Annotated in this window: 26 protein-coding genes and 1 tRNA gene; 16 read left to right on the plus strand and 11 right to left on the minus strand. The window is 68.4% G+C overall.

Annotated features, from left to right (window positions below; all coding sequences use genetic code 11):
• Positions 1-19 precede the first annotated feature (19 nt).
• From ABRP18_RS06105 to ABRP18_RS06115, 3 genes are all read right to left on the minus strand, one after another.
• Entirely contained in the window at positions 20-1,003 is a 984-nt protein-coding gene (locus ABRP18_RS06105; RefSeq protein WP_113681218.1) for a hypothetical protein, read from the minus strand.
• 80 nt (positions 1,004-1,083) lie between these two features.
• A complete protein-coding gene (locus tag ABRP18_RS06110) occupies positions 1,084-1,776 on the minus strand; it encodes an NTP transferase domain-containing protein (protein ID WP_046748968.1) in 693 nt (230 codons plus the stop codon).
• 179 nt (positions 1,777-1,955) lie between these two features.
• Positions 1,956-2,915 carry a hypothetical protein gene (locus ABRP18_RS06115; RefSeq protein WP_349885721.1) on the minus strand — a complete coding sequence of 320 codons (960 nt, stop codon included), beginning with the start codon at positions 2,913-2,915 and terminating at the stop codon, positions 1,956-1,958.
• Between ABRP18_RS06115 and ABRP18_RS06120 the strand changes: the two genes are divergently transcribed.
• The 3 genes from ABRP18_RS06120 to ABRP18_RS06130 are packed head-to-tail and all read left to right on the plus strand — an operon-like array spanning position 2,905 to position 5,826.
• Positions 2,905-3,978, plus strand: coding sequence for an ATP-binding cassette domain-containing protein (locus tag ABRP18_RS06120; protein ID WP_349885722.1), 1,074 nt, complete (start codon positions 2,905-2,907; stop codon positions 3,976-3,978). The genes ABRP18_RS06115 and ABRP18_RS06120 overlap by 11 nt on opposite strands.
• Positions 3,954-5,519 (plus strand): hypothetical protein, encoded by a 1,566-nt coding sequence (locus ABRP18_RS06125; protein WP_113681220.1) that lies wholly within the window; start codon positions 3,954-3,956, stop codon positions 5,517-5,519. Before ABRP18_RS06120 ends, ABRP18_RS06125 begins: the two co-directional genes overlap by 25 nt.
• 40 nt (positions 5,520-5,559) lie before the next feature.
• Complete coding sequence (locus ABRP18_RS06130; RefSeq protein WP_026049764.1) at positions 5,560-5,826, plus strand: DUF3039 domain-containing protein; 267 nt, start codon at positions 5,560-5,562, stop codon at positions 5,824-5,826.
• A 2-nt stretch (positions 5,827-5,828) separates the two neighbouring features.
• Here ABRP18_RS06130 and ABRP18_RS06135 read toward each other — a convergent pair whose 3' ends face one another.
• On the minus strand, positions 5,829-7,154 hold the full coding sequence (locus ABRP18_RS06135) for a nicotinate phosphoribosyltransferase (protein ID WP_061018238.1): 1,326 nt from the start codon (positions 7,152-7,154) through the stop codon (positions 5,829-5,831).
• A 63-nt stretch (positions 7,155-7,217) separates the two neighbouring features.
• Here ABRP18_RS06135 and murI point away from each other — a divergent pair, with 63 nt between their 5' ends.
• From murI to ABRP18_RS06155, 4 genes are all read left to right on the plus strand, one after another.
• On the plus strand, positions 7,218-8,048 hold the full coding sequence (gene murI / locus ABRP18_RS06140) for a glutamate racemase (RefSeq protein ID WP_046748971.1): 831 nt from the start codon (positions 7,218-7,220) through the stop codon (positions 8,046-8,048).
• A 52-nt stretch (positions 8,049-8,100) separates the two neighbouring features.
• Positions 8,101-8,838: a ribonuclease PH gene (gene rph, locus ABRP18_RS06145; RefSeq protein ID WP_046748972.1), complete on the plus strand. Its 738-nt coding sequence runs from the start codon at positions 8,101-8,103 to the stop codon at positions 8,836-8,838.
• Between the two features lie 2 nt (positions 8,839-8,840).
• On the plus strand, positions 8,841-9,434 hold the full coding sequence (gene rdgB / locus ABRP18_RS06150) for an RdgB/HAM1 family non-canonical purine NTP pyrophosphatase (RefSeq protein ID WP_349885723.1): 594 nt from the start codon (positions 8,841-8,843) through the stop codon (positions 9,432-9,434).
• Between the two features lie 102 nt (positions 9,435-9,536).
• Positions 9,537-10,457 (plus strand): cation diffusion facilitator family transporter, encoded by a 921-nt coding sequence (locus ABRP18_RS06155; protein WP_046748974.1) that lies wholly within the window; start codon positions 9,537-9,539, stop codon positions 10,455-10,457.
• A 20-nt stretch (positions 10,458-10,477) separates the two neighbouring features.
• On the opposite strand, the gene ligD is transcribed toward ABRP18_RS06155, so the two are convergent.
• Positions 10,478-12,496: a non-homologous end-joining DNA ligase gene (gene ligD / locus ABRP18_RS06160; RefSeq protein ID WP_349885724.1), complete on the minus strand. Its 2,019-nt coding sequence runs from the start codon at positions 12,494-12,496 to the stop codon at positions 10,478-10,480.
• Between the two features lie 57 nt (positions 12,497-12,553).
• Between ligD and ABRP18_RS06165 the strand changes: the two genes are divergently transcribed.
• The gene (locus ABRP18_RS06165) at positions 12,554-13,363 is read left to right on the plus strand and encodes a Ku protein (protein ID WP_046748976.1); all 810 of its coding nucleotides are present in this window, start codon (positions 12,554-12,556) and stop codon (positions 13,361-13,363) included.
• Between the two features lie 10 nt (positions 13,364-13,373).
• On the opposite strand, the gene ABRP18_RS06170 is transcribed toward ABRP18_RS06165, so the two are convergent.
• Both ABRP18_RS06170 and ABRP18_RS06175 read right to left on the minus strand, forming a co-directional pair.
• Positions 13,374-14,153 carry a DedA family protein gene (locus tag ABRP18_RS06170; RefSeq protein WP_058631818.1) on the minus strand — a complete coding sequence of 260 codons (780 nt, stop codon included), beginning with the start codon at positions 14,151-14,153 and terminating at the stop codon, positions 13,374-13,376.
• Positions 14,154-14,249: 96 nt separating this feature from the next.
• Positions 14,250-14,331: transfer RNA gene (locus tag ABRP18_RS06175), tRNA-Leu, on the minus strand.
• Positions 14,332-14,484: 153 nt separating this feature from the next.
• Between ABRP18_RS06175 and ABRP18_RS06180 the strand changes: the two genes are divergently transcribed.
• From ABRP18_RS06180 to ABRP18_RS06210, 7 genes are read left to right on the plus strand one after another with little or no spacing between them, the layout of a single operon-like run.
• On the plus strand, positions 14,485-15,675 hold the full coding sequence (locus ABRP18_RS06180) for a CpaF family protein (protein WP_046748978.1): 1,191 nt from the start codon (positions 14,485-14,487) through the stop codon (positions 15,673-15,675).
• A complete protein-coding gene (locus ABRP18_RS06185; protein ID WP_058631823.1) occupies positions 15,672-16,529 on the plus strand; it encodes a type II secretion system F family protein in 858 nt (285 codons plus the stop codon). Before ABRP18_RS06180 ends, ABRP18_RS06185 begins: the two co-directional genes overlap by 4 nt.
• Complete coding sequence (locus ABRP18_RS06190) at positions 16,526-17,464, plus strand: type II secretion system F family protein (RefSeq protein WP_349885725.1); 939 nt, start codon at positions 16,526-16,528, stop codon at positions 17,462-17,464. Before ABRP18_RS06185 ends, ABRP18_RS06190 begins: the two co-directional genes overlap by 4 nt.
• 22 nt (positions 17,465-17,486) lie before the next feature.
• The gene (locus ABRP18_RS06195; protein WP_193762529.1) at positions 17,487-17,699 is read left to right on the plus strand and encodes a hypothetical protein; all 213 of its coding nucleotides are present in this window, start codon (positions 17,487-17,489) and stop codon (positions 17,697-17,699) included.
• 1 nt (position 17,700) lies between these two features.
• Positions 17,701-18,102, plus strand: a complete 402-nt coding sequence (locus ABRP18_RS06200) for a TadE/TadG family type IV pilus assembly protein (RefSeq protein WP_046748999.1) — start codon at positions 17,701-17,703, stop codon at positions 18,100-18,102.
• Positions 18,071-18,529, plus strand: a complete 459-nt coding sequence (locus ABRP18_RS06205) for a TadE family protein (RefSeq protein ID WP_349885726.1) — start codon at positions 18,071-18,073, stop codon at positions 18,527-18,529. The genes ABRP18_RS06200 and ABRP18_RS06205 overlap by 32 nt, the downstream gene beginning before the upstream one ends.
• Positions 18,530-18,579: 50 nt before the next feature.
• The gene (locus tag ABRP18_RS06210) at positions 18,580-18,963 is read left to right on the plus strand and encodes a hypothetical protein (RefSeq protein ID WP_349885727.1); all 384 of its coding nucleotides are present in this window, start codon (positions 18,580-18,582) and stop codon (positions 18,961-18,963) included.
• A gap of 9 nt (positions 18,964-18,972) precedes the next feature.
• Here the strand turns inward: ABRP18_RS06210 and ABRP18_RS06215 are convergent, their stop codons facing one another.
• Both ABRP18_RS06215 and ABRP18_RS06220 read right to left on the minus strand, forming a co-directional pair.
• A complete protein-coding gene (locus ABRP18_RS06215; protein ID WP_349885728.1) occupies positions 18,973-19,533 on the minus strand; it encodes an NUDIX domain-containing protein in 561 nt (186 codons plus the stop codon).
• Positions 19,530-20,789 carry an MFS transporter gene (locus ABRP18_RS06220; RefSeq protein WP_349885754.1) on the minus strand — a complete coding sequence of 420 codons (1,260 nt, stop codon included), beginning with the start codon at positions 20,787-20,789 and terminating at the stop codon, positions 19,530-19,532. The genes ABRP18_RS06215 and ABRP18_RS06220 overlap by 4 nt, the downstream gene beginning before the upstream one ends.
• Positions 20,790-20,910: 121 nt before the next feature.
• On the opposite strand from ABRP18_RS06220, the gene prfB reads away from it, so the two are divergent.
• Complete coding sequence (gene prfB / locus ABRP18_RS06225; protein WP_046749003.1) at positions 20,911-22,020, plus strand: peptide chain release factor 2; 1,110 nt, start codon at positions 20,911-20,913, stop codon at positions 22,018-22,020.
• 52 nt (positions 22,021-22,072) lie between these two features.
• On the opposite strand, the gene ABRP18_RS06230 is transcribed toward prfB, so the two are convergent.
• Together ABRP18_RS06230 and ABRP18_RS06235 are read right to left on the minus strand one after the other, a co-directional pair.
• The gene (locus ABRP18_RS06230; RefSeq protein WP_193762527.1) at positions 22,073-23,167 is read right to left on the minus strand and encodes a DUF2510 domain-containing protein; all 1,095 of its coding nucleotides are present in this window, start codon (positions 23,165-23,167) and stop codon (positions 22,073-22,075) included.
• Positions 23,168-23,365: 198 nt separating this feature from the next.
• Positions 23,366-24,427, minus strand: coding sequence for a DUF2510 domain-containing protein (locus ABRP18_RS06235; protein ID WP_193762526.1), 1,062 nt, complete (start codon positions 24,425-24,427; stop codon positions 23,366-23,368).
• Positions 24,428-24,530 lie beyond the last annotated feature (103 nt).

The following is a 24,530-nucleotide window of genomic DNA, read 5'->3' on the forward strand; positions in this document are numbered from 1 at the left end:
ATCCTTTGGCGACCTGCGCTCAGCGCTCTTCGCGCTCGTCGCCGGGGTTCGAGGGCAGGGAGTGGTCGCCGGTGCCGGCCTCGAGCTCTTCGGACGGGCTCTCTCGTCGGCGACCTGCACGTCCGCCGACACGGTGCCCGACCCACTCCGCGCCTCGTGCCACGGTGCCGGCGGCACCCACCACCGCGTTCCCGGCGTAGCGGGCGCCCCGGAGCATCCGCAGCTCGAGCTTCTCGGCCCCGGGGACAGGCTCCAGCTCGAGCGGCAGGTCGATCGGCGCAGAGCCGAAGGCCTTGTGCGAAGTGGTCAGCACGCGGCGGCCGAGGATGTTGTTCCCCGCGCCTCCGATCGCGGCGCCGATGCCGAACGGGAGAGCCTTGCCGATGACCGACGCGCCTCCCTTCGCCGCGAACTGCTTCACGAACATGCTCTTGAGCTGGTCGACGAGGGGGCCGACTGCGGCACGGGGGAGGGATTTCGTGACGAGCTCACCCCAGTACGAGGACCTGCTGCCGCCGCGCCCAGCGACCTGGCCGGCGAGCTGTCCGACGAGGTCGACGCCCTCCTTGCCGAGCATCAGCGTCATCACCAGGGCGCGGGCGCGATCCGGGTTCGCCACGGCGATCCCGTGCACCTCGGCGACCGACTGGGCGAACAGGGCGGTGGACTCCACGAAACCTACAGTCTCGACCCCGGAGAGGGCGAGGGTGACACCGGTGCCGATGCCCGGCACGACGGCGGTCGCTCCCACCGCCGCACCTCCGGTCGTCACGGCCGCGAGGTAGCGCCGCTCGAGGATGCGGATGAGTTCCGCGGGTGAAGCCTGGGGATTGCGCAGCCGGATGCTGCGGATGTGCGCGAGGACGAGTGGGCGCTGGATCGCCAGCACGCGATCGAGACCACGCACCATCATCGGGTGCTCCGCCGAGCCGGCGGGGGGAACGCCCTTGTCCCACGGAGCGTCGTCCGGGAGCGAATGGATCTTGTGCACCTTGGGGGCCATGCAGAGATCCTATGGAGACAGCCCGCGAAAACGCCGAAAGCCCGGTCCCGCGAGGGGAACCGGGCTTTCGTGTCGTTCGATCAGACGAAGAGGTTCGCGCGCTCCAGGTCTTCGGCGAAGTCGACCTCGACCGCGTACAGGTCGGAGACGTCCATCGGCTCGAGCAGCAGGCCGTCCTCGGCGATCGCGAGTTCGAGGCCGCGCTCGAAGTAGTCCTGGTCCTCCACCCGCTGCAGCTGGCGCATGAAGGCCTTCTTCTGCGCGGAGGAGATGTAGTTGATGCCCACAGCCTCGCCCAGTCCGCCCTTGACGGTCTTGGACAGTTCGTTGATGAAGCCCTCGGCGGTGACCGTGTACTTCACCTCTTCGTCGCTGACCTTGGAGGTGTTCACCGTGACGAAGGACTGGTCGCGCTCGATGTATTCGAGAGCACGGCCGAGGATCATCGGGTCGAAGACGACATCGCCGTTCATCCACAGCACACCGCCGCGACCGGTGGCACCGAGGGCGCGCAGCAGGCTCTTGGACGTGTTGGTCTCGTCGTAGCGCTCGTTGTGGACGTAGTTCACGTGCGGGAAGGCATCGATGATGGTCTCGGCGCGGTAGCCCACCACGGTCGTGATTCGGGCGTCGGAGCCGAATGCGGCCCGGATGTTGTCGTGCTGCTGGCCCATGATCGTGCGGCCGTCGCTCAGTTCGGTGAGCGGCTTCGGCAGCGCGCGGCCGAGGCGCGAGCCCATTCCGGCGGCGAGGATGACGGTCTGAAGAGTCACGAGTGCTCCTAAAGGAAGTTGTGTTCACGGTCGATTAACCGACCAGACACTTCGTCGTGCCGCGTTCATGGTATCGATTCCGCCTGGGAACCTCAGGGCCTGGAGGGCCCCGTTGTCATTTCGTGATCGACTACACACGTGATGCACAGGCTTGCGACCATCCTGCAATCGCTGTGAAGTCACAGCATCCGAGGGCAGTTTATTGCGCGGCGGCCTTGGCGCACAGCCGCCCGTTGATACCGTAGGACGGTGACTGCCTCCCCTGACGACCGCACCGCCCAGGTGGACCTGACCGAGACCGCGCAAGAGAAGACGTCGGCGAAGCGCCCGCCGGTGAAGAAATCGAGTTCCGACGAGGCATCGGCGGCCGGGACGACGGCTAAGCGACCTGCAGTGAAGAAGCCGGCCGTGAAGAAGCCGGCCGTGAAGAAGCCGGCCGCGAAGAAGCCGGCCGCGAAGAAGCCCGCCGCGAAGCGTCCGACCACGAGCGGAACCACGACTGCCGCGAAGACATCGACCGCGAAGACATCGACCGCGAAGGCTGCGGCGGAGAAAGCCGCACCGACTGCCGACATCGTCGTGGAGCCTTTGGTCAAGGCGTTGCCCGACCAGAACGGAACGCCCGCCGCTGCCGCGCGCAGCGGCGCAGCCAGTCGCAGCACCGCAGCGAAGACCACCGCCGCGAAGAACACGGCAGCGAAGTCGACGACGAAGACGGCTGCCAAGACGGCGACGGCCAAGGCGACGGCGGCGAAGACCACGGCCGCGAAGACCACGGCCGCGAAGACAGCTGCCGCGAAGACAGCTGCCGCGAAGACAGCTGCCGCGAAGGCGACGGCTGCGAAGTCGACTGCTGCGAAGTCGACTGCTGCGAAGTCCACGGCCGCGAAAGCTTCGGCGGCGAAGACGGTCGCGGCGAAAGCGGCCGCCTCCAAGGCTGCAGCGACGAAGTCCACTGCTCGCGCGGCCGCAGCCAAGTCCACGGCGGCGAAGACAGCGGCGGCGAAGGCCGCGGCAGCGAAGAATGCTGCAGCGAAGAAGGCCGCCGATGAGGCGGAGAAGGCGGCGGCGGACGCGGCGAAGAACGCCCCGGAGTCTCCGAGCCTCGAAGCGGCTCCGGTGGACCCGATGCGTGCCACCGAGACAGCCGCAGTGTCGGTGCTGCCGGTCGAAGTCACCTCGGCGCCGGAGCCCGTGGCTGAGCCTGCTCCGGAGCATGATGCGATCGCCGAACCCGGACCCGAACCCGAGCCGGTTGCCGAGCCCGTCATTGCACCCGCCCTCGCGGCGGAGGTCGCCGGCGCCGAACCGGTCGAGGCCGAGCCGATCGTCGAGGAGCCGATCGAGTCGGGAACGTCCGCGTCGGTCGAGGTCGTCGAGGCTGAAGGGGGTTCGGACGACGCGGCTTCCGAGGTCGTGGATCCCGTGGACGGACTCTCCGGGGGCGAAGCGATCACCATCCGCGGCCTCGTCAAGCAGTTCGGAGACAACCGCGCCGTCGGCGGCATAGACCTGACCGTGCCGGCTGGATCCTTCTACGGGGTGGTCGGCCCCAACGGGGCGGGAAAGACCACGACTCTCTCGATCGTCGCCGGGCTCCTGCGCGCAGACGAGGGCAGCGTCGTGATCTGTGGCATCGACCAGGCGAAGCAGCCGCTGGCCGCGAAGAAGCTGATGGGCGTGCTGCCGGACAGGTTGCGCACGTTCGACCGCCTCACCGGTCGTCAGCTGCTGTACTACTACGGGCTGCTGCGCGGCCTTGCGGCTGATGTGATCGAGAAGCGCGCGGCAGATCTCGCTCGGGCGTTCGACCTCGGCGATGCGCTCAGCCGCGTCGTCTCGGACTACTCGGCGGGCATGACGAAGAAGATCATGCTGGCAGGGGCGATGATCCATTCCCCGCGCGTGCTCGTGCTCGATGAGCCGTTCGAATCGGTCGATCCCGTCTCCTCGGCGGTGATCCTCGACATCCTCCGTGCGTATGTGTCGCACGGTGGCACGGTGATCCTCTCCAGTCACGGCATGGATCTGGTGGAGCGCGTCTGCTCCCGCGTGGCCATCATCGTCGGAGGGGAAGTGCTGGCCGAGGGGACCGTCGACGACGTGCGCGCAGGGCAGACGCTCGAGGCGCGCTTCGTCGAGCTCGCCGGCTCCAGCGGAGAGGTGGAGGGGCTCGAGTGGCTGCACACGTTCTCCGACTGAGGCTCGCGCTTCTGATCGGAACTCTGCGCGGCGACCGTCGGGTCCGTTCGATCATCTCGTTCGTCGCTGTCGTCGCGATCACGTCCGTGGTGTGCATCGCGGTCTTCAGCCTGTCGTCCGCTCCGGTGCCGGTCGCCCGTGCGGTCACCGTCCTCGGTGGCGCTGCCCTTCTCGTCGGTTTCCTCGTCGGACCGCTCCTCGTCGGGGCAGTCGACCAACTCGATCCTCGCCGCTTCGCGGTCTTCGGCGTCGATGAGCGGCAGATGCCGTGGGTACTCACGCTGGCCGCGTTCGTGAGCGTGCCCAGCCTCGCGCTCCTCGCCGTCTACATCAGCGTCTGCATCGTCGCGATCGATGCCGGGACGCCATGGCCTCTCGCGATCCTGATGACGGTCGTCGGCGTCGTCACGACGATGCTGGTCTCGCGGATCGGAATGGCGCTCAACGCCCTGCTCCTTCCCGAGCGTCGATCACGAGAGCTCACCGCGCTGTTCGCGCTCGCCCTGATCGTGATCGCGTTCCCCGTGGCTGTGTTCTTCGGATCCCTTCGCTGGGACGGCCTGGTGCCCCCCTCGCTGGCGACCCTTTCCAGCGTCTTCGGCTTCAGTCCGTTCGCGGCAGCGCCGGCATTCCTCTTCGACTCCGCGGCAGGGGCGACTGCTTCGGCGTGGGTCACCGGGATCATCGCGGTCCTCACCGTCGTGCTCCTCGGGATCGCGTGGGCATGGCTCGTCCGGCGACTCCTCACGACGACCGAGCGCCCGGTCGCCTCGCGGGAGCGCACCGGGCTCGGCTGGTTCGGGCTGCTGCCGTCGAACGCCTTCGGGGCGATCGCCTCGCGAAGCCTCGTGTACTGGCTCCGCGACCGTCGCTACATCATGAACATCATCGTGGTCCCGGTCGCCGGTGTGCTCACGGTGCTGCCGCTCATCGTCGCCGGTGTCCCGGTGGAGATCGCCGCGCTGGTCCCCGTTCCGGTGATGGCACTGTTCTTCGGGTGGTTGCCGCACAACGACGTCGCCTACGATTCGACGGCCCTGTGGACGCACGTGGCGAGTGGCGTCCGGGGGCTGCCCGATCGTCTCGGTCGCCTCGTGCCCGTGCTGCTCGTCGCCATTCCGGTGCTCGCGATCGCTGTGCCGCTGAGCCTCCTCCTGGTGGGGAACTGGAGTCTCCTGCTGCCCATGGGCGGTGTGGCCGCCAGCCTCCTCTTCAGTGCACTCGGCATCTCGAGCATCGTCTCCGTCGTTGCGCCCTACGCGGTCTCACGGCCCGGAGACAGCCCGTTCCAGCAGCCGCAACGGCCGACATCCCGCGGGATCTACGGACCGGCCGCGACGTTCCTCGGGGCGATCGTGCTGAGCGCGCCCACCATCTGGCTGTTCGCTGCCACGATCCTCGAGGGGTCGGCGTATGCGCCGGCCACCTTCTGGGTCGGGCTCCTCGTCGGCCTCGGGGTGCTGGTGCTGGGCGCCGTCATCGGCGGCCGCATCTTCGAGCGCAGCGGAGAGCGTCTCATGGAGTTCGTCGAGACGGCATGACGACCACCCGCGAGGCTTTCGACGCGGCTAGACTCTCGGGATGAGTACTCCGCTGGACAGCCCCGATCAGGGCGGCGTGGCAACGCTTGATCGCGAACTGGAAGAGCTCCTCCGCGAGGAGAACCTCGAACCGGGCGACCATGAGCGCTTCTCGCATTATGTGAAGAAGGACAAGATCCTCGAATCCGCGATCACCGGCAAGCCGGTGCGCGCGCTGTGCGGCAAGAAGTGGACCCCGGGGCGCGACCCGGAGAAGTTCCCGATCTGCCCCACGTGCAAGGAGATCTACGAGTCGATGATCGGCTGACCTCAGTCGGCTTCGACGTACACGGTGGGGATCGCAGGGTCGGATTTGCTCAGCGCGAGAGCCCGCACCGGCAGTTCTTCGCGCACCCGAAGGTGATGAGCGCGAGCGGCCGCGGTACCCGCGACCCCCTCGTACGACGTATCGATGTCGCCGGCCTCGACGAAGGTGACCTGCAGCGGTCGGCCGTCGGGGTGGTCGGCTGCCGTGTCGAGCTGCTCGAAGCCGTCCGAGACAACGACCGTCTCCGCCGTGGCGACTCCGTCCGCAAGGGTGCGGAACGCCGACTTGCGTCCGCCGTGTGACGCCTTGTCCGCCGATGCCTTGGCGACGCCGACCCACGACCCGGCGGCATCCTGGCGCGCCACGAGCTTGTAGACCATGCTCGCTGTCGGGTATCCGGAGCCGGTCACGACCGATGTGCCCACCCCGTACGCATCGACCGGCGAAGCGGCGAGAGCGGCGATCGCGTACTCGTCGAGATCGCTGGTCACCGTGATGCGCGTCGATGTGGCACCGAGCTCGTCCAGCTGCGCCCGGACATCGGCGGCGACGATCGGGAGGTCGCCCGAGTCGATCCGCACACCACCGAGCTCCGTTCCGGCGACGCGGATGGCGGTCTCGACGCCGGTGCGGATGTCATACGTGTCGACGAGCAGGGTCGTGCCGGAGCCCAGACTCTCGACCTGGGACCGGAACGCCTCCTCCTCGGTGTCGTGCAGCAGCGTCCAGGAGTGCGCGGCCGTGCCCATGGTGGGGATGCCCCAGCTTCGTCCCGCCTCGAGATTGCTCGTGGCGCCGAAGCCCGCGATGTACGCAGCGCGCGCCGCCGCGACCGCGGAACGCTCGGCGGCCCGACGGGAGCCCATCTCGGCCAGTGGACGCTCGCCGGCGGCGATGCTCATGCGCGACGCGGCAGTGGCGACGGCGGAGTCGTGGTTGAGCACGCTCAGCGCGAGCGTCTCGAGCACGACCGCGTCCGCGAACGTTCCCTCCACGGTGAGGATGGGGGAGCCCGGGAAGTACAGCTCGCCCTCGCGATAGCCCCGGATCGAGCCCGTGAACCGGTAATCCTCGAGGTGCTTCAGCGACGCCGGGTCGACGACCGCCTCGTCGCGCAGGAAGCGCAGCTCGTCCTCGCCGAAGCGGAAGTCGCGGAGGAGGCCGAGAAGCCGGCCAGTACCGGCGACCACACCGAAACGGCGGCCACCGGAGAGGCGTCGGGAGAACAGCTCGAACACGCTGGGGCGGAAAGCAGTGCCGTCCCGAAGGGAGGCGGCGAGCATCGTCAGCTCATAGCGGTCGGTGAGCAGCGCCGTCGACGTGGTCATGCGCTCAGTTTAGTGAGCGCCCCGATGCGCGCGGCGGGCCACGCGCAGGTAGGCTGGGGAGTCATGAACGACGCGCCGATCGGGATCTTCGACTCCGGTGTCGGCGGGCTCACGGTGGCGCGGGCCATCCGCGCCCAGCTGCCCCGAGAGTCGTTCGTCTACATCGGCGACACCGCGCACTCGCCGTACGGGCCGAAGCCCATAGCCGATGTGCGCCGCTACTCGCTCGAAGTGCTCGACACGCTCGTCGACCAGGGCGTGAAGATGCTGGTGATCGCGTGCAACACCGCCTCCGCGGCCATGCTGCGCGATGCTCGGGAGCGCTACGACATCCCCGTGGTCGAAGTGATCGGTCCCGCGGTGCGCCGTGCCGTGTCGACGACCCGCAACGGTCGCGTCGGCGTGATCGGCACGGTCGGCACGATCGGCTCGCGCGCCTACCAGGACATGCTCGAGGTGAACGAGCGGCTGCAGGTCTTCACCGCCGCATGCCCGCGCTTCGTCGAGTTCGTCGAAGCCGGTATCACCGGCACGCCCGAGGTGCTCGCGGTGGCCGAGGAGTACCTCGCCCCCCTCCGCGATGCAGACGTCGACACACTCGTGCTGGGCTGCACGCACTATCCCTTCCTCCGTGGTGCCATCAGCTACGTCATGGGTGAGGGCGTCACGCTCGTCTCCAGCGACGATGAGACCGCCGGCGACGTCTACCGTCAGCTCGTCCGCGGTGACCTGCTCGCCTCACCGGATGCGACCGCAAGCTACGTGTACGAGGCCACGGGGGCCGCGACCGACGACTTCACCGCGCTGGCCAACCGACTGATGGGGCACGAGGTGCGCGATGTGCAGCTCGTGCAGACCGGCGTCATCACCCTCCCCGACACCGCCTTCGAGTAATCCCGATCGTCTCGCTCCGACGCGATCAGCCATCCCGACCTGAGAGAAGCACATGTCCGAAATCGTCCGCGTCGACGGCCGCTCCACCGATCAGCTGCGCGAGATCACCATCGAGCGCGGCTGGAGTGCTCACGCCGAGGGATCGGCATTGATCAGCTTCGGCGGCACCAAGGTGCTGTGCACCGCGTCCTTCACCAACGGCGTGCCGCGGTGGCTGACCGGCAAGGGCAAGGGATGGGTCACCGCCGAGTACTCCATGCTGCCGCGCGCCACGAACAGCAGGAACGACCGCGAGAGCGTCAAGGGTCGCATCGGCGGACGCACGCACGAGATCTCCCGACTGATCGGCCGCGCGCTCCGCGCGGTCGTCGACACGAAGGCCCTCGGCGAGAACACCATCGTCATCGACTGCGATGTGCTCCAGGCGGATGGCGGCACCCGTACGGCAGCCATCACCGGTGCCTACGTGGCGCTCGCGGACGCGATCGAATGGGGTCGGGAGAAGAAGTTCATCGGCAAGAACTCCACCCCGCTGCTCGACTCGGTCGCCGCGGTGTCCGTGGGCATCATCGATGGCGAGCCCATGCTCGATCTGGCATATGTCGAGGATGTGCGCGCGGAGACCGACATGAACGTCGTGGTCACCGGCCGTGGACTCTTCGTGGAGGTGCAGGGGACTGCGGAGGGAGCGCCGTTCGACAAGCGTGAACTCGACGCGCTCCTCGAGCTGGGGCTGGGCGGATGTGCCGATCTGAAGGACGCGCAGCTGGCCGCACTGGCGGGGGAGTGACGATGCAGGTCGTGCTCGCGACGCACAATCCGCACAAGGTCGCGGAGTTCCAGCAGATCGTGGAGCGGACACGTCCTGATCTCGAGATCATCGGTTACGACGGCCCTGAACCCGTCGAAGACGGCGTGACATTCGCTGAGAATGCGCTGATCAAGGCGCGGGCGGCCGCAGCGCACACGGGGCTTGCGGCCCTCGCCGACGACTCCGGCATCTGCGTCGACGTCCTCGGCGGCTCTCCGGGGGTCTTCTCCGCGTACTGGGCCGGGCAGAAGAAGGATGCGACCGCGAACCTCGAACTGCTGCTGGACCAGCTGCGCGACATCGCCGACCCGCACCGCGCCGCGCACTTCACCTCCACCATCGCCCTCGTGCTGCCGGACGGCCGCGAGCAGGTCGTGGAGGGGCGGTGGCCGGGTCGCCTGGCGCACGCGGCGTCGGGAACGGGCGGCTTCGGCTACGACCCGATCTTCGTGCCGGATGGCCAGCCTGCAGGGAAGGAGCGCTCGGTGGGCGACTTCTCCTCCGCGGAGAAGCAGGAGCAGTCGCATCGTGCACGCGCCTTCGCCGAGCTCGTTCCGCTCCTCGCAGCACTCTGACGCGTCGGCCGCGGAAAAGTGCAGCTGAAGCTGAGAATCGTTACCCTTCCCGACTAGCCGCAAGACGCCTTCCCAGGCTGTTTCCCGGTCTAGCCTGGTGGCATGCACGATCACGCACCCGCGCCCGGCGGCATCCGTTCGGCCAGCAGCAGACGCCTGCTCGCGATCTCTCTTTCCCTCACGGCGACGGTGATGGTCGTGCAGGTCGTGGGCGCGCTGCTCTCCGGGTCGCTCGCGCTGCTCGCAGACGCCGCGCACATGTTCACGGATGCATCCGGCCTCGTCATCGCCTTGATCGCCGCGACAGTGGCAGCGCGCCCGGCGGATGACCGGCGCACCTTCGGGTATCAGCGTGCCGAGGTCTTCGGTGCGCTGATCAACGCGATCATCCTCATCGCCCTGGCGACGTGGGTCGCGATCGAGGGCGTAGGGCGTCTGATGAATCCGGGGGAGGTCGAGGTCGCCGGCGGACTCATGCTGGTCGTCGCGGTCGTCGGTCTCCTGGCGAACGCCGTCTCGATGTGGCTGCTGAGCCGCGCGCAGCGCACCAGCATCAACGTGCGAGGAGCCTACCTGGAGGTGATGGGCGATCTGATCGGGTCGGCTGCCGTGATCGTGGCCGCTGTCGTCATCCTCCTCACCGGCTGGATGCCCGCGGATGCGATCGCGTCCCTCTTCATCGCGGCGATGATCATCCCCCGGGCCATAGCGCTGCTTCGGGAGGTGTTCTCCGTGCTCGCAGAGTCGGCCCCGAAGGGCACGGCGGTGAGCGAGATCCGTACGCACCTGCTCGGATACGACGGCGTCGTCGGTGTGCACGATGTGCACGTGTGGCAGCTGACTCGCGGAGCGCCCGTGTTCACCGCCCACGTCAGCGTGGAGCCGGCGCTCTTCGCCGACGGACGCTCGTCGCAACTGCTGACCGAGATGCAGGCGTGTCTCGCCGACCACTTCGACGTCGAGCATTCGACCTTCCAGATCGAGCCCGCCGAGCAGTCGGACTGCGAACCGCACCACGCCTGATCCGTCGGCGTGATCCCGGCTCAGGGTTCAGGAGTCGGCGGAACCTCGACGAGGTTCTCGACGGTGATCTCCAGAGGGTTCTTGTCCGGGCGGAGGCCTCGCCAACGGGCATGGCGGAGCACTCCGTCGGGCGTCCAGTTCGCGAACTCGACCTCGCCGACGACTTCGGGGCGCACCCAGAGCGCGTCGGAGGCATCAGGGGCGGGGACGCCGTCGAGGGGGGCATCGTCCACGCGAAGAGGGGTGAGCCGTGCGAGGAGGTCGCGCAGGATCCGATCGGTGAATCCGGTACCCACACGGCCGACGTAGCGGAGCCGTCGCCGTCCCGATGAGGTGTCCGGAACGGCGAGAAGCAGCGATCCGAGCGTGCTCTCCCTGTCGCCTTTGCCCGGTCGGATACCCACGATCACGGCTTCCTGCATCCGGGTGTGCTTGAGCTTCAACCACGAGGGTGAGCGCTGCCCCGGACGGTAGCGCGATCGCGGGTCCTTGACGACGACGCCCTCGAGACCGAACTCCCGGCTCGCGATGAGTGCCGCGTCGACGTCGTCGAACACGGGAGGGATCTGCACGGGAGCGTCGAGGCCGGCGATCACATCCTCGAGAAGTGTCCGTCTCTCCCGGAGCGGCAGGCCCGTGAGGTCGTGCCCATCGAGGCGGAGCAGGTCGAACAGCATGTAGACGATGGGGGTGCGGATCACCTCGCGCTCGATCTCGCGGGGGCGGGTGAGGTGCATCCGGTTCTGGAGGAGCGAGAAGCTCGGTCGGCTGTTGGCGTCGAACGCCACGATCTCCCCATCGACCACCGCGTCCTTCACCGGGAGGAAGGGGGCGCCGTCGGCGGTGAGCTCGGGGTAGCGGGCGGTGATGTCGGTGCCTCGACGCGCGTGCAGGAGCATCCGTCCGTCCACCCACGTGCCCACCGCGCGGATGCCGTCCCACTTGACCTCGACCCAGGAGGGATCGCTCAGCGCGCGCGCGGTTCCGGGGGTGCCGTTCTCGGCGAGCATCGGCGCCACCGATGCCACGGATGCCACGGATGCCACGGATGCCACGGATGCCGCGGATGGCGGGGCGGCGGGTGCGGCTGAGCTCCGGGGATATCGGTGGGAGCTCCGCGTCTTCGCGGGTTGCGGCAGCGGAGCCGTCATGGACGGGCGGAGCGTGGCGAGCGGATCGACTCCCGCGGCGGCGCGCTCGAGCACCTCGTCGAGGTCGAGCTGGGCGAGATGCGGATCGGCGAGCTCGTCCCAGGTGCGAGGAGCGGCGACCCACGGCCGCGCACGGCCGCGGAGCGAGTAGGGGGAGATGGTGGTCTTCTTGCCGTTGTTCTGACTCCAGTCGAGGAAGACCTTGCCACCCCTGACCGCCTTCGCCATGACGCTGGTCGCAAGATCGGGGTGGTCGTTCTCGATCATGCGGGCGAGTTCTTTCACGACGGCGGAGACCTCGTCGCTCGTCTGCTCGCCGGGGAGTGAGGCATAGAGGTGGATGCCCTTGCTGCCACTGGTGACCGGCAGTGGATCGAGACCTATGTCCGACAGGATTCCACGGGCGATGCGGGCGACCTCGGCGCACTGCGGCAGTCCGACTCCCTCACCGGGGTCGAGGTCGAGGACGAGCCGATCAGGGTTTCCGGGAAGGCCTTCGGAGGAGAACCGCCACTGCGGCACATGCAGCTCGATCGCGGCGACCTGCGCGAGCCAGACGAGGGTGGGGACGTCTTCGACGAGCGGATACTCCTTGGGCCCGTCCGAGTGCTGGATCGCCTGCCGCGGGATCCACGACGGTGCCCCCGGTTCGAGCTGCTTCGTGAAGAACGCGTCAGCCGGCGCCTGCGCTGTTCCGACACCTTCCACCCATCGCTTGCGGGTGACGGGGCGGCCGTCGAGGAGGGGGAGCAGCAGAGGTGCGATGGCCGTGTAGTACGCGATGACCTCGCCCTTGGTGGTGCCGGGCTCGGGGTAGACGACCTTGTCGAGGTTCGTCACGCGCAGGCGGCGGCCGTCGACCTGGACGATCTGCGCATCTCCCACCATGGAGCCAGCGTAGTCAAGGGCTGGTCGTGACGGCTGTGGCTGGTGTCTACTGGTGTGATGAGGACGATCTGGAAGGGCGCACTGACGTTCGGGCTCGTGAACGTCCCGGTCAAGGTGTACTCCGCGACCGAGGACCACGACGTGCCGCTGCATCAGGTGCATGAGAAAGACGGCGGTCGCATCCGCTACCAGCGCACCTGCGAGGTCTGCGGAGAGACCGTCGCCTACGCCGACATCGACCGCGCGTACGTCGAGGAGGGCCAGACCGTCGTCCTCACGAAGGACGACCTCGCCGCGCTCCCCGCCGAGAAGAGCAGGGAGATCGACGTCGTGGAGTTCGTGCCTTCCGACCAGGTCGATCTGCTCACGCTCGACAAGCCGTACTACCTCGAACCCGATTCCAAGTCACCGAAGGCGTACGTCCTCCTGCGCAAGACGCTCGAGCAGACCGACCGCACGGCGATCGTGCGGTTCACCCTGCGGCAGAAGACGAGGCTCGCCGCGCTGCGCGTGCGGGGGAAGGTGCTCGTGCTGCAGACGCTGCTCTGGGCCGACGAGGTGCGCGAAGCCGCGTTCCCCGCGCTGGACGAGGATGTGCGGATTTCGAAGAAGGAGTTGGAGCTCTCGGCGTCGCTCGTGGACAGCTACTCGGCGGATTTCGATCCCGAGGAGTTCGTCGACGAGTACCAGAAGGAGCTCCGCACGCTGATCGACGCGAAGATCGAGGCAGGCGAGACGTTCGACGTCGCGGAGACCTTCGGCGAAGCCGAGAAGGCGGCCGAGGGCGGCGAGGTCATCGATCTCATGGAGGCTCTGCGTGCGAGTGTCGCCCGCTCGAAGGAGGAGCGCGCCAAGAACGCGGGCTGACCGACCGCGGTCAGTGCTTGCCGTCGCCGTCCAGGTCGGGAGCGCGGTCGAACACGTCGGCGTCGAGCACGAGCTCCTGCGCCTCCTCGGCGTCGGTGACGACGTCTTCCCCTGCCGCGGCAGCCTTCTTCGCCTTGTGGCGCTCCGACAGGTAGTGCCACAGCGTCACCAGCGCCGTGCCGCCGACGGCCGCGAGCAGGATGAGGTCGATGTAGTTCTCCACGAACGTCGCGACCGGCGGGATGAACCCGATGAGGTAGCCGAACATGGTGAGCCCGAAGCCCCACAGGATCGCACCGATCAGGTTGTAGAGCGTGTACTTGCGCCACGGCATGTGACCGACACCGGCGGCGACCGGGGCGAACGTGCGCACGATCGGCACGAAGCGCGCGAGGATCACGGTGATGCCTCCGAAGCGCTCGAAGAACGCGTTCGTGCGCTCGACGTTCTTCTTGCTGAAGAGTCCCGACTCCTTGCGCTCGAACACGGCCGGTCCGCCCTTGTGCCCGATCACATAGCCGACCTCGCCGCCGACGAAGGCCGCGAGGCCGATGAGCAGGGCGACCCACCAGACGTTGATGCCGAAGACACCGTGCTCGGAACCCGCGATCGGGTGCGAGAGAAGGCCCGCGATCACGAGCAGCGTGTCGCCGGGAAGCAGGAAACCGACGAGCAGACCGGTCTCCGCGAAGACGATGAAGCACACCACGAGGAGCGCCCACGGCCCGGCGGTCCCGATGATCGTGGCGGGGTCCAGCCAGGGGATGAGAGCGGTCGGTGCGTGCAGCATGGTTTCGAGCACTGGGAGAGTCCCGTCGGTCGTTATTGGTCGGCGGTGTAGCAGAGCGATGTCATGGCGACCGGAGAAGGCTGCCGTCGTCTCTCGTGCGGAAGGTGGGACTTGAACCCACACGCCCTGGGGCACAGGAACCTAAATCCTGCGTGTCTGCCAATTCCACCACTCCCGCGCGGTGGGATAAGTCTACTGATCGCCGAAACCGGGTATCTGGGGATCCGCCCGCAGTCCGAGCCGGGCCGGGACTCTGCGAAGGGGATGGGACTCCAGGTCGGCTTGTGGATAACTTCGGAGGCCGCGCGTCGAATGTTGCGAGGATGCTTGAGTGATTCGTCCGTCCGCCCTCGTCGCCGAGCGTGTGCGTTCGCGTCTGCGCGCCGAGGGCATCGACCCGTCGATCGATCCGGACGGGGCCTGGCGCATCGCCCACGCCGAGGTCCGCCGACACGACGATCTCGCCCTCGCCCGCGGTGAGGCGTTGATCGACGATGAGGCCGCATGCGTGCGGGAGGTCCTGGCGACCTTGAGCGGATTCGGCGCGCTGCAGCCGCTGCTCGACGATCCACAGGTCGAGGAGATCTGGCTGAACGGCGCAGGGCACGTGCACGTCGCGCGCGAGGGCACGGCCGAGCGGACCGACGTCGTGCTCGATGAGGTGTCGGTGCGCGACCTCGTCGAGAGGATGCTCCAGTCAACGGGGCGGCGCGTCGACATCAGCCAGCCGTTCGTCGACGCTTCGCTGCCGGACGGGTCCCGTCTGCACGTGGCCATCGCCGATGTAGTGCGCGGTTCGTGGGCTGTCAACATCCGCAAGTTCCTCCCGAAGTACCGATCCCTCGCATCGCTGACGGATCAGGGCATGATGCCTCGCGGTGTCGCGGATCAGCTGCGCGTGGCGATGGACGCCGGGCGCAGCGTGATCGTCTCCGGAGCGACGCACGCAGGCAAGACGACGATGCTCGCCGCGCTGCTGGCTTCCTGCGCCGACACCCAGCGCATCGTGACAGTCGAGGAGACGTTCGAGCTGGCCGTTCACGGACCCGATCTCGTCTCACTCCAGGGACGCCAGGCGAGCCTGGAGGGTACGGGGGAGATCACGTTGCGGCGACTGGTGAAGGAGGCGCTGCGTATGCGACCGGACCGTCTCGTCGTCGGCGAGGTCCGGGACGCGGAAGCCCTGGACCTCGTGCTCGCCCTCAACACGGGGGTTCCCGGCGCCTGCACCGTGCATGCGAACTCCGCGGCGGAGGCGATCGAGAAGCTGACGATCCTCCCGCTCCTGGCCGGGCGCAACATCGACCGCGCGTTCATCGCGCCCGCGCTCGCCGCGTCGATCGACCTGGTCGTGCACTGCGTTCGAGACCGGGCAGGTCGGCGATACGTCCAAGAGGTCATCGCACCGACCGGTGACGTCGACGAAGGCAGAGTCCGGACCGAGCAGGTGTACCGGGTGGCAGACCGCAGGGATGTCGTCGTGGAGCGCATCGCCGCTCGCCGGGTCGGAGCCTCATCGTGACGGTCTTCGTCGGTGCCCTCCTCGCGGCGGGGGTGCTGCTGTGCGTCTCCCCGTGGATGTGGCCGCCTTCCGACGATGCCGTGATGACGATGAGGCAGGGGCGACTCGCCCGTCTGATCGAGGAAGCGGGCATGGAGGGGCTGTCGCAACGTGGACTCCTCGCCATCGTCGTCGCAACCGGACTGATGACGGCATCGGGTGCATGGCTGCTGACGGGGATCCCCGTGCTCTCCGTGCTGGCCGGTCTCGCAGGCGCAACTGCGCCGATCGTGTTCCTGCGAGGGCGACGGATGCGCCTGCGACGGTTGCGCCGCCAGCTCTGGCCGGACGTGTGCGATCTGCTGATCGCGTCGATCCGCGTTGGCTTGTCGCTTCCCGACGCGGTGGCCGGTCTGGCGGAGTCCGCGCCGAAGATGCTGCGGCCGGCGTTCATCGTGTTCGCGCGGGACCTGCGGGCGAGCGGCAGGTTCGAGACCAGCCTCGATCGACTCAAGACGACGCTGTCCGACCCCATCGGCGACCGCATCGCCGAGACGCTGCGGATGGCGCGTCAGGTGGGCGGCACCGAGCTCATCAGCGTATTGCGGGCACTCTCCAGCTCGGTGCGGGCGGACGCGGCTCTCCGTGGGGAGGTCGAGGCGCGGCAATCCTGGATCCGCGGTGCCGCCGTCCTCGGGGCTGTCGCCCCGTGGGTGATCCTCGGCCTGCTCGTGCTCCGACCGGAAGGGGCAGCGGCGTACGGCACTCCCGAAGGTGTGCTCGTGATCTGTCTGGGCGCGGCCGTCTCTGTGGTCGCCTTCCACATCATGGTCCGCATCGGTCGACTCCCCGAGCCTCGGCGGTGGTTCGGATGAGCGGGATGACGGCGCTCGCGAGCGCCGTTCTGATCGGGTGCGGCTTCGCCGCCGGGGTGCTGAGCGCGCTTTCCGCGCTTCCACGGTGGAGGGCGGCATCGCTGGCCGTAAGGATCGGTCCTTACGTGCGCGACGTCGTCGCCGATGATCGTCTGCCACGAGGTGTCCTCCCGGCCGCGGGCGCGCTGCCCGCGAGTTCGCGGACGCTGTGGGAACGCGCACGAAATGCGTTCGATAGTCTGCTCGGCGGGGGAGAGCCCCTCCGCCGGCGTCTGGCACAAGCCGGCGTGCGGACCGACCCTGCGGCGTTCCGCGGCAGGCAGCTCGGGTGGGGCCTCGCCGGGATAGGGGTGGGGGCGATCGGGGTCACCGTGCTCGCACTCACGGGCCGCCTCTCCGTGCCGACAGGGGTGATGCCTCTGCTGTGCGGGGCGGCGGCGGCCGCCGCCTACGACCTGCAGCTCTCCGCGCGGGCCAAGGCGCGACGGGCGCGGCTCACGGATGAACTGCCGACGACACTCGAGTTCCTGGCCCTCTGTCTTTCCGCGGGAGAGGGGTTCCTCGATTCGCTGCGCCGGGTGTCCGAGGTGGGCTCCGGTGAACTGACCGCCGAACTGCGTCACGTGGTGCTCGCCGTGGGCACCGGGTCGCCGCTGGCCGACGCGCTGAACGAGATGGCGCGACGTCTGCAGCTTCCCGGCCTGTCACGTGTCGTGGATCAGGTGATCGCCGCACTCGAGCACGGTGCACCGCTCGCCGCAGTGCTGCATGCCCAGGCGTCGGATGCACGGGAAGACGCGAAGCGTGTGCTGATCGAGCAGGCGGGGCGCAAGGAGATCCTGATGCTCCTCCCGCTCGTCTTCCTGATACTTCCGCTCTCCGTGCTCTTCGCCGTCTACCCCGGGCTCTTCATCCTCCGTCTCGGCATCGGCTGACCCCTCAACGAAAGGATCCACCATGACGACACCCACCTGTGACCCCGGGCGACTCCCATCGACGGGAACCACTGCTCGGCTCCGCGCATTCTTCGCGGATGAAACCGGGGACGTCCCCGGCTGGGTCCTCGTCACGTTGATGACCGCCGGGTTGGTGGTGCTCATCTGGGCCGTCGCGGGCCCCGCGCTCACGTCGCTGTTCGAGCAGGCGATCCAGCGGGTGTCGGGACTCTGAGATGGACGACCGGCGTGTGTGCGCGGATGATCGCGGGTCGGCTCCGGTGGAGTTCGTGCTCGTGGGCACCCTCCTGACCGCGCTCACGCTCGCGGTGCTGCAGCTCGCATTCGCGGTGTACGTGCGCAACGTGGTCCACGATGCCGCCGTCGAGGGGGCCTACCACGCTGCACTCGCCGACACGACGCCGCAAGAGGGCGTGGATGTCACCCGGGAGGTCATCTCGCGCGCGGTCGGGTCGGAGTACGCCGATGACGTCCGCATCGGAGTCTCCGGTATCGCACCGCACGAGACGGTCGACGTCCGAGTCCGTACGACGTTCCCCCTGCTGGGGTTGATCGGCATTCCCCTCGCGATGGAGGTGGAGGCGCATGCACCTGCCGAGACGTTCGGGGAGGAATGACGAGGGATCGGCTGCCCTCGAGTTCATCGCAGCCGGGGTGATCCTGCTGGTCCCGCTCATCTACCTCGTGATCGCGCTCGGCACCATCCAGGAGCAGACCTTCGGAGCGGAGGCGGCAGCGCGGCACATCGCCCGTGTGATCGCCCGTGCTCCGGACGCGACGATGGCCGCGGAACGGAGCGACGCTGTGCTCGCCGGCATCGTCGAGGAGTACGGTCTGGACGAGGACACGGTCGACCTGACGCTCTCCTGCACACCGCAGTCTCTCGAGTGCCCGGCGGCTGGCGCGACGATCGTCGTCTCCGTCTCCACGCGGGTACGGCTGCCCCTGATGCCGGAGGTGATCGGTCTCGACAGGTCAACCGCCGTCGCCGTTCAGGCCGAGGCCGTGCAGAAGATGTCCAGGCAGTGGGGTACCGAACGGTGACGCCGGGCCGTCGCACCCTCGGCGCCGGGATCGAGCATGACGAGGGGAGTGTGCTTCTCCTCACGCTCGGGTATGTGCTGCTCGCGCTGGCCGTGATCTTCGTGTGTGTCTGCGCCACCGACCTCTACATCGCCCAGAAACGGTTGGATGCGCTCGCCGATTCCGCTGCGCTCGCCGGGGCTGACGGATTCACGCTGGTGGTTCGCGAAGGCGGCGCGCGAGCCGAGCTGACCGACGCCGGTGTCGAAGAACAGGCCGCGTCGCTCGTGGTAGCAATGCCGGGCGATGCTTCGCTCACCGCTGTCGGAACGCCCGACGGCGTCACGGCGCGTGTCACCGTCGCCGCACAATGGCATCCGCCGTTGGTGTCCCTGTTCGTGCCTGACGGAGTCCCGCTCGAGTCGACGGCCACCAGCCGCACGGCGCTGCGGTGAGAACCCCGCTCAGCGGGGGCTCTGCAGCTGCGTGAGCAGTCCGGTGAGACGGGGCACGAGCTGGGGTGGCACCTCCGCTGGCAGGGCATCGACGGGCCACCAGCGTAGGTCCTCCGACTCCTCGCTCACGGTGAGCGCCGACTCTCGGTCGACCACGACGGCGATCCCGATGTCGAGGTGCGAGGCGCATGCGCCGAAGCGCGAAGACAGGCCGTGGTGGTCGAGGTCATAGGCGAGCGGCGGGTCCACCGGGTCCACCACGATCCCGGTCTCCTCACGCAGCTCCCGCAGCGCGCCGACCATGACCGATGCGTCGCCGTCCTCGACGTGGCCTCCCGGTTGCACCCAGAACTGCCCCTTGCGGTGGAACACCAGCAGCGTGTGCTGGAACGTGTCATCGAACACCACACATGATGCCGTGAGGTGGTCAGGGCCTGCCTCACGGTGCACAGGCCCGCCGTCGGCATCGAAGAACGAGGCGAAGTCCGCCTGCGCTGCGCGGTCTCGTGCGGACCGGGGGACGAAGGTCGAGACGAGGCGATGAGCATCCGCCTCGAGGTTCGGGATCATTCCGGGTCTCCTTCCGGTGGCTCTTCGCCGGACTCGGGTCGTGCTCGAGGGACGAACTGTGGGATCCAGCGCAGGAACCCGAGAGCACCCACCAGGCCGATGACGCCCATGGCGGCCGCGGCGAACGGGAGCGAAGCCACGGCCGTGATCCCCGAGACGAGCAGCGGGGCGATCGCGCCGCCGGCATCGGTGAGCGTGCGCCACGAACCGAGGAAGGCGGCGGGATCCCGCTTCGGCGCGACATCTGCACCCAGAGTCAGCACGATGCCGCTGGACAGTCCGTTGCCGACGCCCAGGACAGCGGCGAACATGCCGAACCACAGCACAGCCGCATCCCCGTCGTGCGTGAACGACAGCGCCAGGAAACCCGCTCCCATGAGCACCATCGCCGGCATCGCCGCCCACAGCCGGCCGAAGCGGTCCATCACCTGGCCGCTCGCATAGAAGAGCGCGAAGTCGATGGCCCCGGAGACGCCGACGACGAGGGAGATGGTCGAGGCGTCCAACCCCAGGGACAGCCCCCACAGGGGGAGCACGACCTGGCGGGCCGACCGGACGGCGGAGAGCGAAGCGGCGGCGAGGCCGAGGCGTCCGAGCACCGCACGCTGGCGCCACATCGTCTGGAAGATGCCGAGGCGCTCGACCGTGGGGATCGAACCGCTCACGGCCTCGCCGGAGTCCTCCGCATAGCGCTCGCGCGTGGCCGTCGTGACCGGCGGGACCATCTTCTCCGGATCGGGCCCGAAGAGGACCAGCGCGACCATCACCACGAGGCAGCCGAGGAAGAACCAGATCGCTGCGCTCTCGCTGCCGAAGAGCTGAAGCAGTCCTGCCGCGATGAACGGACCGACGAAGATGCCGAGGCGGAAGCTCCCGCCGAGCAGCGAGAGCGACCGCGCGCGGAAGGCGACAGGAACCCGCGTGGTCATGAACGCATGCCGGGCGAGGCCGAAGGCCGCCGCGCAGATGCCCAGCAGGAACACCGAAGCCGCCAGCACACCGAGCGACGGCGCGAACACCATTCCGATGCCGGCGACGATCGAGATCACCCCGGCGATCACCATGGTGTAGCGCTCGCCGATCCTGCCGACCGCCCATCCGGCGGGGAGGTTCCCGCACAGCTGGCCGATGACGAGGCAGGAGGCGACGAGGGCGGCGAACGCCACGTCCGCTCCCATGGAGACGGCGAGCACCGGGATGAGCGGGATCACCGCACCCTCGCCGAGCGAGAACAGGATCGTCGGCAGATACACCATCGGTCCGAACTGCCGAAGGACCGTCGATGCGCTGCTCACGACTTCACGCTACTCCCGTTGCCCGGAGCTCCCGGACGATGGCGTCCCCGTGCGGGCAGGCGGCACGTTAGGCTGAGGTGTCATGCTCGAACTAGATCTCTCCGCCGAAATCCAGGCGCTCAGGCACACCTTCGGCGACATCAGCGAGGTCGTCGATGTCTCCCGTCTCCGCGACGACATCGCGCGTCTCAGCGAGGAGGCCGGCGCTCCCGACCTCTGGGACGACACCGAGAACGCGCAGAAGGTGACCAGCGCCCTCAGCCACCGCCAGTCGGAGCTCGCCCGCATCACCGGCATCGCCCAGCGTCTCGACGACCTGGAAGTGCTGGTCGGTCTCGCGAACGAGATGGGCGACGAGGACTCAGCGCAGGAGGCCCGCACGGAGCTCGCTGCGCTGACCGATCTGATCAACCAGCTCGAGGTGCAGACGCTCCTCGACGGCGAATACGACGAGCGCTCCGCGATCATCACGATCCGCTCCGGGGCCGGCGGCGATGACGCCACGGACTTCGCCGAGATGCTGATGCGCATGTACCTGCGCTGGGCCGAGCGGCACAAGTACCCCGTCAAGGTCATGGACACGTCTTACGCGGAGGGCGCCGGCATCAAGTCCGCGACCTTCGAGATCGACGCTCCCTACGCCTTCGGCACCATCTCGGTCGAGGCCGGAACGCATCGTCTCGCCCGCATCAGTCCGTTCGGCTCCGCCGACAAGCGGCAGACGTCGTTCGCCGCCGTCGAGGTCATCCCGCTGATGGAAGAGGCCACAGAGGTCGACATCCCGGAGAGCGACATCCGCGTCGACGTGTTCCGCTCCTCCGGCCCGGGTGGGCAGTCGGTCAACACGACAGACTCCGCCGTGCGCCTCACGCACCTCCCGACCGGCATCGTCGTGTCGATGCAGAACGAGAAGTCGCAGATCCAGAACCGTGCCGCCGCCATGCGCGTGCTGCAGACGCGACTCCTGCTGCTGCAGAAGGAGCAGGAGGCTGCGAAGAAGAAGGAACTCGCGGGCAACATCACCGCGAGCTGGGGCGATCAGATGCGCTCGTACTTCCTCTACGGCCAGCAGCTGGTCAAGGACCTCCGCACCGGCCAGGAATCCGGCAATCCGGCTGCGGTCTTCGACGGCGACCTCGACGACTTCATCTCGGCGGGTATCCGCTGGCGCAAGCGCAAGACCGAGGACTGAGTCCACGAAGAAGGCCCCGGAGCGATCCGGGGCCTTCTTCGTATCGTTGTGGTCAGCGACCGGAGTCCCGCAGGGTGCCGGTCACATCGTCATAGCTGAAGAGGATGCACTGCACGGTGCGGTCCCCCTCCCGGATCCACGTGCCCTTCGTCGGCTGGTAGTTGTAGAAGTCGAGCTCCGAGGCCTCGTACGAGGTGCCGACGTACGCCTGGAACGCCTCGTAGCAGCCGTTCCACGAGGTCTCGGTGAGGGCGTCGTCGCCCGGGAACTCACCGTCTTCCACGTCGTAGATGAAGAAGACCTCGTCGGTGTGCGGCTGCTCGCAGGGCACGACGGGCAGCTCGAAGACGAGCTCGTCCTCGTCGTACACGACCAGGGGCAGACAGTCACCGACCTCGAGATCGGCGAAGGTCGTCATCTCGGCGCCCTCGATCGCGGACGGGTCCGGACGTTCCGTGGACGTGCCTCCATCCGTCGGCCGTTCGCTCGGGATCGCGGACGAAGCACCGTCCGACGATGTCGCGGCGAGCAGCAGCAGCGACACGGCAGCCGCGAGCACGGCACCGATCACAGCGAGGGCGAGACCGGTGATGCCCGGCCACTTCCGCCCGCGCAGGAACAGGGAGACGAGCGACATCACGAACCCGACGGCGAGGAGCGCCCACCCGGCGATCGCGATCACGGGGATGCACGCGCAGACGACGCCGATGACCACGGCTGCCAGGCCGATGATGCCCACGACAGGGACGCCGGGGCGGGCTTGCGGGGTGGAAGGCGTGGGCCACGAGGCTGCCGGATACCCGCCGTATGGAGCGGAGATCGCACCGTTCGAGGGCACCGTCCCGGCGGGGGAGGCAGGCATCTGGTGCGCGAGCGTGTACGGCGGGGCGAAGGGCGCGGGTTCGAGGTCGGCCACGGTCCCGAGGGGCTGACCCGTGGCGGCGGTCGTCGGGACCCCGGGGTCCGTCGCCGCTGCGGGCGCCGTCGGGTCAGCAGCGACGTGCGCGTCCTCGGCAGTCGAGGTCGTGACCTCCGATTCCGTGACGGCAGCGGGGTGCCCGGTGACGACATGCTCCGTCCAGCTCAGCCCATCCCACCACCGTCGGTTCCCGGAGCCGTCGTCGTACCAGCCGGCAGGTGTTGTCATCAGGCGTTCCCGTGCGTCTTTCTCGGTCGGCGATTGCGTGGTGAGGTCGTCCTCGCGACGCCGGCCGTTCTGCGAGGGGCGGCCGTCAAAGATGACGGTAGCGCCGGGGACGCCCCTGTGTCGAATACCGGTTCGATCACACGAAGAAGGCCTCGAGAGCATTGCCCTCGAGGCCTTCTCGAATTGAGCTGACCTCGCTCAGGGAACGAGGCAGGCCGTGATCGCCTCGGTATCGCTGAGCACCTCGGCGACACCGTACAGAGCGTCCGTGTCGGTGAGGTTGCCGTCGCTGTCCGCGATCGTGCGCAACGTCGCGTTGTCGAGATCCGAGGCCACGAGCAGATCGGCGAGGCAGGACACCTGGGGCTCCGTGTACCCCTCAGCGCCCGACGAGGCGAGGATGGCGGTCAGTCCCTGCGCCACTTCCGGCGAGGTCGGACGCACACCGGCGTCGGGCCCCTCGCTCTCCGGCGGTGCCGATGCCTCGATCGAGGGGGAGGAGGTGGGCAGCTTGTCGATCTCCTCGCTCACGCCCTGTGCGAAGGCGAAGAGGTAGACGAACGACATGATGATCCCGATGATGGTGCCGACGACCGCGAGGACGAGGCCCGCGATGCCCGGCCACTTCTTGCCCTTCAGGAAGAGCGAGATCAGCGAGACGACGAAGGCGGCCGCGAGCAGCACGAAGCCGATGAATCCGACGACCGGGATGAAGACCAGGATCGTGCCGAGCGCAGCGACACCGAGACCGACGAGCCCCAGGACCGAGAGCTTCTTCGGCTCCTCGGAGACCGGCTGCCCGTAGGGGGCGGCGGCGGGGTAGCCCGTCGTGGTGCCGGGGTAGGCGGGCGCGACGCCGGGGTAGGCGTCCGTGGACTGTCCGGGGGCGGCTGCCGGGTATGCGGGAGGGGCCGCCGGCGCGGAGTAGGCGCCGAGGTCGTCGCCGAGCGGGGTCGTCGCGGCGGTCGCACCCGCAGCATCGACATCGCCCTGGTCCGCGGGGGCCGACGAGCCGTGCTCCTCGGGAATGATCACCGTCTCCTCGGACGGACGGATCACCGTGTCTTCGATCACCGTGTCTCCGATCACCGTCTCCTCGATGACCGTGTCCTCGATCGGCGTGGTCTCGGAGACGTTCGGCTCCTCAGAGGCCGACCCCGCATCCGTCGCCTCAGGGGCGAAGTGTTCCGTCCACTGCTGGCCGTCCCACCAGCGCTGCCGTCCGGATCCGTCGTCGTACCAACCTGCAGGTGTCGTCATGGCTCCCCCTCGAAAGAATTCGGCGACCGCTTCGTGCGGTCGGCATCTTCATGTATAGCAGTGGCAGGTGACGCGGCGGTGGCGTGTGCATGGGGAGCAATCC

Source organism: Microbacterium sp. WHRI 7836 (assembly GCF_040223885.2).
GTDB classification, from domain to species: domain Bacteria; phylum Actinomycetota; class Actinomycetes; order Actinomycetales; family Microbacteriaceae; genus Microbacterium; species Microbacterium oxydans.

Coding starts and splice junctions, on each gene's coding strand:
- ABRP18_RS06165 (WP_046748976.1), top strand. CDS start 12,554: ATGAGGACGATCTGGAAGGGCGCACTGACGTTCGGGCTCGTGAACGTC.
- ligD (WP_349885724.1), bottom strand. CDS start 12,496: ATGGTGGGAGATGCGCAGATCGTCCAGGTCGACGGCCGCCGCCTGCGC.
- ABRP18_RS06195 (WP_193762529.1), top strand. CDS start 17,487: ATGACGACACCCACCTGTGACCCCGGGCGACTCCCATCGACGGGAACC.
- ABRP18_RS06135 (WP_061018238.1), bottom strand. CDS start 7,154: ATGACCACGTCGACGGCGCTGCTCACCGACCGCTATGAGCTGACGATG.
- prfB (WP_046749003.1), top strand. CDS start 20,911: ATGCTCGAACTAGATCTCTCCGCCGAAATCCAGGCGCTCAGGCACACC.
- ABRP18_RS06155 (WP_046748974.1), top strand. CDS start 9,537: ATGCACGATCACGCACCCGCGCCCGGCGGCATCCGTTCGGCCAGCAGC.
- ABRP18_RS06105 (WP_113681218.1), bottom strand. CDS start 1,003: ATGGCCCCCAAGGTGCACAAGATCCATTCGCTCCCGGACGACGCTCCG.
- ABRP18_RS06220 (WP_349885754.1), bottom strand. CDS start 20,789: ATGGTGTATCTGCCGACGATCCTGTTCTCGCTCGGCGAGGGTGCGGTG.
- ABRP18_RS06230 (WP_193762527.1), bottom strand. CDS start 23,167: ATGACAACACCTGCCGGCTGGTACGACGACGGCTCCGGGAACCGACGG.
- ABRP18_RS06190 (WP_349885725.1), top strand. CDS start 16,526: ATGAGCGGGATGACGGCGCTCGCGAGCGCCGTTCTGATCGGGTGCGGC.
- ABRP18_RS06215 (WP_349885728.1), bottom strand. CDS start 19,533: ATGATCCCGAACCTCGAGGCGGATGCTCATCGCCTCGTCTCGACCTTC.
- rph (WP_046748972.1), top strand. CDS start 8,101: ATGTCCGAAATCGTCCGCGTCGACGGCCGCTCCACCGATCAGCTGCGC.
- murI (WP_046748971.1), top strand. CDS start 7,218: ATGAACGACGCGCCGATCGGGATCTTCGACTCCGGTGTCGGCGGGCTC.
- ABRP18_RS06200 (WP_046748999.1), top strand. CDS start 17,701: ATGGACGACCGGCGTGTGTGCGCGGATGATCGCGGGTCGGCTCCGGTG.
- ABRP18_RS06170 (WP_058631818.1), bottom strand. CDS start 14,153: ATGCTGCACGCACCGACCGCTCTCATCCCCTGGCTGGACCCCGCCACG.
- ABRP18_RS06130 (WP_026049764.1), top strand. CDS start 5,560: ATGAGTACTCCGCTGGACAGCCCCGATCAGGGCGGCGTGGCAACGCTT.
- ABRP18_RS06120 (WP_349885722.1), top strand. CDS start 2,905: ATGCGTGCCACCGAGACAGCCGCAGTGTCGGTGCTGCCGGTCGAAGTC.
- rdgB (WP_349885723.1), top strand. CDS start 8,841: ATGCAGGTCGTGCTCGCGACGCACAATCCGCACAAGGTCGCGGAGTTC.
- ABRP18_RS06235 (WP_193762526.1), bottom strand. CDS start 24,427: ATGACGACACCTGCAGGTTGGTACGACGACGGATCCGGACGGCAGCGC.
- ABRP18_RS06205 (WP_349885726.1), top strand. CDS start 18,071: ATGCACCTGCCGAGACGTTCGGGGAGGAATGACGAGGGATCGGCTGCC.